Here is a 6084-nt window from a genome sequence, read left to right on the forward strand (position 1 = left end):
CGAAGGCCTGCGCGGGCGGCTGGGGCCGCAAGCTCATGAACGTCACCCCGCAGGGCAAGGTTCTGCCCTGCCATGCGGCCGAGACGATCCCGAACCTCGAATTCTGGTACGTGTCCGACCATTCGCTCGCCGACATCTGGGCGAATGCTCCCGCCTTCACGGCCTATCGCGGCACGGACTGGATGAAGGAGCCCTGCCGCTCCTGCGACCGGCGGGAGAAGGACTGGGGCGGCTGCCGCTGCCAGGCCCTGGCGCTCGCCGGCGACGCGGCGGCCACCGACCCGGCCTGCTCGCTCTCGCCGCTCCACGCCAAGGTGCGCGATCTCGCCGCCGAGGAGGCTGCCGAGACGCCGCCGGATTACATCTATCGGACCATCGGCAGTAACGTGCAGCCGAATGTGCGTACGCCGCTGAATGAGGAAGCGCCGCTTTGAAGCCCGTCACACTTGTCGCGTTCGTGTTGCTCGCGAGCGCCCCCGCGCTCGCCCAGACCGCGCCCGCCGCGCCTCCGGCCACGGAGGCGCCGGCCGTCACGAAGGCCAACACCGCGACCGCCCCGAACGCCTCGGATCTGCTCTTCGAACAGCCGCAGATGAAGAACGTGCCCCCGGGCGCGACCCTGACCTACGCCTACCTGCGCCGCAGCGGCATCTCGAAGGGTCCGTTCGGCCCGCCCCTCGACGACACCATCAAGCTCGGCATCGAGCCCGGCAAGACCGCCGACAGCCGCGATATCCGTGTCCAGATGTTCTCCGGCGCCAACCGCTTCCCGGCCGGGCCCTTCGAGGACATGCCCGGCAACCCGGTGATGACGCTTTTCCTCGAGCATCACCTCATCGACCTCGCCCGCGTGCTGATGGCCAATCCGCGCTACATCAAGAACGCCATCCGCAAGGGCCTGCGCGACAACGCCACCGTGACGCTGACGCAGATCGACTACAAGGGCCGCAAGGTCGATGCCTGGCGCATCGAGACCAAGCCCTTCATCGACGACAAGATGAAGGAGCGCATGCGTGGCTTCGAGAACCTGACCTACACCTTCGTCACGTCCGAGGCCGTACCCGGCGAACTCGTCTCGATCGAAGCGAGCTCCAAGAACGCCGAGGGCGGCGAACTCCTTCAGGAGAATCTGACCTATGATCCGAACGCTGGTTAAGCGGCTCCCGCGCCTCGCGGCCGGCGCCTGCGCCGCGGCGCTCCTGGCCGGTGCTGCGGCCGCGGCCGAGCCCGAGAACGACTACCCCACCGAGGCGCGGGCCGATTACATCTTCGGCTGTATGGCGGCCAACGGCCAGTCACGCGAATCCCTGTCGCGCTGCTCCTGCTCCCTCGATGCGCTCGCCGCGCTGCTGCCCTACGACAAGTACGTCCAGGCCAGCACCGTGCTCTCCATCCGCCAGGGCATCGGCCAGCGGACCGCCCAGTTCAAGACGACCAAGGTATTCGACGATCAGGTCGCCGAACTCCGGCGCGCCCAGGCCGAGGCGGAAATCCGCTGCTATCGCGGCGGGACCTGAGCCGACCCTTCGGACCCCCTCGCGCCGCCGGGAGCGGCGGCGCGGCACGCGGTTTCGTCCCGCCCCGGCATGGGCGTTGCTCCGACCCGGCATTGCGTTCAAAGACAGCGGCATCCCGGCCGAGGACGCGCCCCGAACGCGCCCGCCTTCGAACTCGAGCATCCCGTGCCCCCAGACCTGCCGGCTCCGCTGACGACGCTCCTGCCCGATCTCGGGCGGCGCGTGCTCGTGATGGGCATCCTCAACGTCACGCCTGATTCCTTCTCGGATGGCGGTCGCTTCACGAATTGCGATGCCGCCCGCGCCCAGGCCGAGGCCCTGGTGGCGGAGGGGGCGGCGCTGGTGGATATCGGCGGCGAGTCCACCCGGCCCGGCCACGTGCCGGTCTCGGCCGAGGAGGAGCAGGCCCGCATCCTGCCGGTGATCCGCGACCTCGCGCCCCGCCTGCCCGTTCCGATCTCGGTGGACACCTACAAGGCCTCGACCGCGCGGGTGGCGCTGGAGGCCGGCGCCCGCATCGTCAACGACGTCTGGGGCCTGCAGCGCGAGCCCGACATTGCCCGCGTCGCCGCCGACCATGGCGCGCCGGTGATGATCATGCACAACCGCGAGACCATCGATCCGGCCATCGACATCGTCGCCGACATGCTGCGCTTCTTCGAGCGCTCGCTCGCCATCGCGCGGGCGGCCGGTCTGCGCGACGGCGACATCGTGCTCGATCCCGGCATCGGCTTCGGCAAGAGCTGGGAACAGCACCTCGAAGCCCTGCGGCGGCTGCCCGAGATCGTGGCCCTCGGCTTTCCCGTCCTCGTCGGCGTCTCGCGCAAATCGCTGCTGGGGCGCCTGCACGATGCCGAGACCCGGCCGGTGGATCGCCTCTTCGGCTCCATCGGCAGCCACGTGCTCGCCGCGACCCTCGGGGCCCGGATCGTGCGCGTCCACGACGTGCGGCCGCATGTCGACGCCCTGCGGGTGGTCGATGCCGTGATGGGACGACCCGCATGAGCGACCGCATCGTCGTCGACCGGATCGCCGTGTTCGCCTTCCACGGCCTCCTGCCCGAGGAGGCCCGGCTCGGCCAGCGCTTCTACGTCTCCCTCGACGTCCGGCTCGACCTCGGGCCGGCCGGCCGCTCCGACGACGTTGCCCGGACCGTGAGCTACGCCGACCTCACCGAGATCGTGACCCGGATCGCCACGCAGCGGCGCTTCGCCCTGATCGAGGCCCTGGCGGAAGCCATCGCGGGCGAGATCCTCGAGCGGCACCCGCTGATCCGCGAGATCCGGGTGCGGGTGGACAAGCCGAGCGCCCCGGTGCCGGCGGTGATCGACGGCGTCGCCATCGAGATCGTGCGCGCCCGCGAGGCGGCCCGATGAGCGCGGTGTCGGGGCTTCATGCGGCCTATCTCGGCCTCGGCAGCAACATCGGCGACAAGGCCGCGACCCTGGCGGACGCGGTGGCGCGGTTGGCCGCCACGCCGGGCATCCGCATCACCGCGCGCTCGTCCGACTACCGGACCCCGCCCTGGGGCGACACCGATCAGGACTGGTTCCTCAACGCCGCCGTCGGGATCGAGACCAGCTTGACCCCCCATGACCTTCTGGAGGCGGGCCTCGCCATCGAGGCCGCCATGGGCCGGGTGCGCGAGCGCCGCTGGGGGCCGCGGGTGATCGACATCGATGTCTTGTCCTACGAGGGCGCGGCGATCTCGGATGCGCGCCTCGTGCTTCCGCACCGCTTCGTGCGCGAGCGCGCCTTCGTGCTGGTGCCCCTGGCTGAGATCGCCCCCGATCTGCGCATCGGCCCCGAGACGGTCACCGAAGCCCTGGCCAAGCTCGACGCCGCCGGCATCGAGCGAGCCTGATCAAGGCCGGATCTCGATCGGGGTCCCGGTGTCCACCCGGGCGTAGATCGCCTCCATCTCGGCGTTGGTGACGCCGACGCAGCCATTCGTCCAGTCGACGCGGCGGTGCAGGGGCCCGAGCCAGGACAGACCGTTGAACAGGCCGTGGATCATGATGTCGCCACCCGGGGCGCGGCCCTCGGACGCGGCGGTGCGGGCCTGCTCTGGCGTCGGATACGAGACCTTCAGCGAGAGGTGGGCGACGCTGCGCGGGTTGCGATAGGCGATCGCGTAGGTGCCCTCCGGCGTGCGTCCGTCGCCCGCGCGGGATTTCTGGCCCTCGGGGCTGAAGCCGAGGGAGACCGGATCGGTGGCGAGGACCCGGCCGTCGCGCAGCAGCGTCAGGCGGCGGGCGGCCTTCTCCACGAGGATGCGGTCGGCCCGGTCCGGCTCGGGCACCAGGGGTGGCGCGACCCGCAGCCATTGGCGTTGATCGACGACGACGAGGGCGACCAAGACGAGAACGACGATGGCGGCGGCGGAGCCGATCCGCCGCCGCCATCGCGGTCTGTTCACCCTGTCGGCCGCCGTCAGCTCACCTCGCCGGAGCGTCGAGGAGCTTGTTGCCCTCTTCCTCCAGCAGCGGCACGTCGTAGTCGCGCAGCACCCGCTCGATGTCGGCGCGGCGCTTTCGCAGGATCGTGTTGAGGCTGCGCTTCCAGTCGTTCTCCTCCAGGCGCACCCCGAGGGCGATCCGGAAGGTAAGCGGCGGGCGGTCGGGCTCCTGCAGCAGCGGGGTGACTGTCATCGGCACGCCGCTCTGCTTGGCGAGCCAGCCGGCGGCCGGACCCCACAGGATCGCCGCGTCGATGCGCTTCTCGGCGAGATCGGCGATGACTTCGGCCGAGACCGTCTGATGCTTGCGCGCCGGATCGAGCTGGTAGGGCGCGTAGGCCTTCATCACGCTGACGAGGCCCACCTCCCCCATCCGGTTCACCGGGGGCGTGCCGCCGATGACGCCGATCGACTTGCCCTTGAGCTTGGGATCGTCGAGGCGGGTCACGCCGTCGAACTCGCCCGTGCGGGTGACCAGGGTATAGGCGGAGCGATAATACGGGTTCGAGTGCTGGACCAGCTCACCGCCGGCGGCCGAGCCGATGATGATGTCGCACAAGCCGGTGCCGAGGGTGTTGCGGACGAAGCCCGGTCCTTGCGTCAGCCAGTAGTACCGGATCTTGACCTTGAGTTCATCGGCGATGATCTTCGCGATTTTGTTCTCGAAGCCGTCCTCCTTGCGCTGGGAGAACGGCATGTTGCCCGGGTCGCCGCAGACGCGCAGCGTGTCCGTGGTGACGAGGTCGGGCAGCGATTGGGCGGATGCGGCTCGCGCCCCTGCGGAAATCAGCAGGAGCGCGAGGGCGAAGCGTGTCGGCGTGCGTGAGCGGGTCATCAGCCGCCCAGGCACTCCTTCTCGGCCGTCTTGGCGGCCTCGGGCTTCTCTTCCTTGTCCGTCGGACGCACCCGCGGCATGGCGCCGGAGGCGCGGGCCTTCAGGTAGACGTAGAGGTCGTCCGCGTAGCACATGACGTTCTTGTTATCGCCGAAGGCCGGCATGACCCGCTCCTGGCCGGCCTGCGAGTCGCGCTTGCCGCCGGCGAGAATGCCGATGAACTCCTCGTAGCCGATGGTCTTGAGCGAGTCCTTCAGGGCCGGCGCGTAGGTCGAGCCCATGGCGTCGGGGCCGTGGCAGACGTGGCATTCGGCATGGTAACGGCGGTAGCCCGAATAGGCGTACCAGTCGAACTTCTTGCCGTCGTTGGTAATGTGATAGGTCGGATGGCCATCGCCGTCCTGATACTTGCCGTCCTCGACCTTCACGGCCGCGAACTTGTCGATCAGCTTCGTGTCTTTCTCGGCGGCGTTAGGATCCAGCTGGTTGGCCAGCGCCGGATCAGCCTTCTTCGCGTCTTGGGCCTGCACGGCGAGGGTCGAGACGGAGGCGAGGGCGAGCACGGCCACGAGCGGACGGATGGCGGCTTTGCTGATGATGTGCAACGACGTTTCTCCCAGGAACACCACGTCGGCTTGAAGGCCGCGTGTTTCGCGTGTTGTTCTTCCGATTCTAATCATAAAGGTGCCGGCGCGGAAACCCGCGCCGGCACCCTATTGCCTACCGTAGCGTGCGACCGATTAGTTCGGAAGCGAGAAGACGGTCAGCTGACCACCGAGGTTGGTGTAGTTCGAGAGGGCGGCGTAACCACCCACCGCGCCGAGACCGGCGTTCGGGTCGGTCAGGCCGGCCGCGAGGCCGATGCCGGCCCAGCCACCGACACCCGACAGGATGCCGACGAACTGCTTGCCCTTGTGGCTGTAGGTCATCACGTTGCCGATGATGCCCGACGGGGTCTTGAACTTGTAGAGCTCCTTGCCGGTCTTGGAGTCGACGGCCTTCAGGTAACCCTCGAGGGTACCGTAGAACACGACGTCACCAGCGGTGGCGAGGGCGCCCGACCACACCGAGAACTGCTCCTGGTTCGACCACTTGATCTTACCGTTCACACCGTCCCAGGCGATGAAGTTACCCATGCCGCCGTGGCTGTTGGGGGCCGGGTACATGGCCAGCGTCGCGCCGACGTAGGGCTGACCCGGGGTGTAGGAGACCCGGAACGGCTCGTAGTCCATGCAGACGTGGTTGGTGGGCACGTAGAACAGGTTGGTCTTCGG

Annotated in this window: 9 protein-coding genes and 1 pseudogene; 6 read left to right on the forward strand and 4 right to left on the reverse strand. The window is 68.9% G+C overall.

Annotation, left to right across the window (positions count from 1 at the left end; translation table 11 throughout):
- The 6 genes from K2X24_RS04215 to folK all read left to right on the forward strand — a co-directional run.
- Nucleotides 1-434 (forward strand): SPASM domain-containing protein (locus K2X24_RS04215; RefSeq protein WP_292494967.1); only part of this gene is annotated, 434 nt, incomplete at its 5' end.
- Nucleotides 431-1156 (forward strand): hypothetical protein, encoded by a 726-nt coding sequence (locus K2X24_RS04220; protein WP_292494969.1) that lies wholly within the window; start codon nucleotides 431-433, stop codon nucleotides 1154-1156. The genes K2X24_RS04215 and K2X24_RS04220, both read left to right, overlap by 4 nt.
- The gene (locus tag K2X24_RS04225) at nucleotides 1137-1517 is read left to right on the forward strand and encodes a hypothetical protein (RefSeq protein ID WP_243910561.1); all 381 of its coding nucleotides are present in this window, start codon (nucleotides 1137-1139) and stop codon (nucleotides 1515-1517) included. Before K2X24_RS04220 ends, K2X24_RS04225 begins: the two co-directional genes overlap by 20 nt.
- 231 nt (nucleotides 1518-1748) lie before the next feature.
- Complete coding sequence (gene folP / locus K2X24_RS04230; protein ID WP_292494983.1) at nucleotides 1749-2522, forward strand: dihydropteroate synthase; 774 nt, start codon at nucleotides 1749-1751, stop codon at nucleotides 2520-2522.
- On the forward strand, nucleotides 2519-2893 hold the full coding sequence (folB, locus tag K2X24_RS04235) for a dihydroneopterin aldolase (RefSeq protein WP_292494971.1): 375 nt from the start codon (nucleotides 2519-2521) through the stop codon (nucleotides 2891-2893). Before folP ends, folB begins: the two co-directional genes overlap by 4 nt.
- The gene (gene folK, locus K2X24_RS04240; protein WP_292494973.1) at nucleotides 2890-3381 is read left to right on the forward strand and encodes a 2-amino-4-hydroxy-6-hydroxymethyldihydropteridine diphosphokinase; all 492 of its coding nucleotides are present in this window, start codon (nucleotides 2890-2892) and stop codon (nucleotides 3379-3381) included. Before folB ends, folK begins: the two co-directional genes overlap by 4 nt.
- Here folK and K2X24_RS04245 read toward each other — a convergent pair whose 3' ends face one another.
- From K2X24_RS04245 to xoxF5, 4 genes and pseudogenes are all read right to left on the reverse strand, one after another.
- Complete coding sequence (locus K2X24_RS04245; protein WP_292494985.1) at nucleotides 3382-3876, reverse strand: L,D-transpeptidase family protein; 495 nt, start codon at nucleotides 3874-3876, stop codon at nucleotides 3382-3384.
- Nucleotides 3877-3955: 79 nt separating this feature from the next.
- A complete protein-coding gene (gene xoxJ, locus K2X24_RS04250; protein ID WP_292494975.1) occupies nucleotides 3956-4810 on the reverse strand; it encodes a rare earth element methanol dehydrogenase accessory protein XoxJ in 855 nt (284 codons plus the stop codon).
- Nucleotides 4810-5415: a c-type cytochrome, methanol metabolism-related gene (locus tag K2X24_RS04255; RefSeq protein WP_292494978.1), complete on the reverse strand. Its 606-nt coding sequence runs from the start codon at nucleotides 5413-5415 to the stop codon at nucleotides 4810-4812. Before K2X24_RS04255 ends, xoxJ begins: the two co-directional genes overlap by 1 nt.
- A gap of 135 nt (nucleotides 5416-5550) precedes the next feature.
- A pseudogene (gene xoxF5 / locus K2X24_RS04260) lies at nucleotides 5551-6084 on the reverse strand (lanthanide-dependent methanol dehydrogenase XoxF5); the annotation flags it as partial.

Source organism: Methylobacterium sp., from assembly GCF_019750675.1.
In the GTDB taxonomy this organism is placed as follows: Bacteria; Pseudomonadota; Alphaproteobacteria; order Rhizobiales; family Beijerinckiaceae; genus Methylobacterium.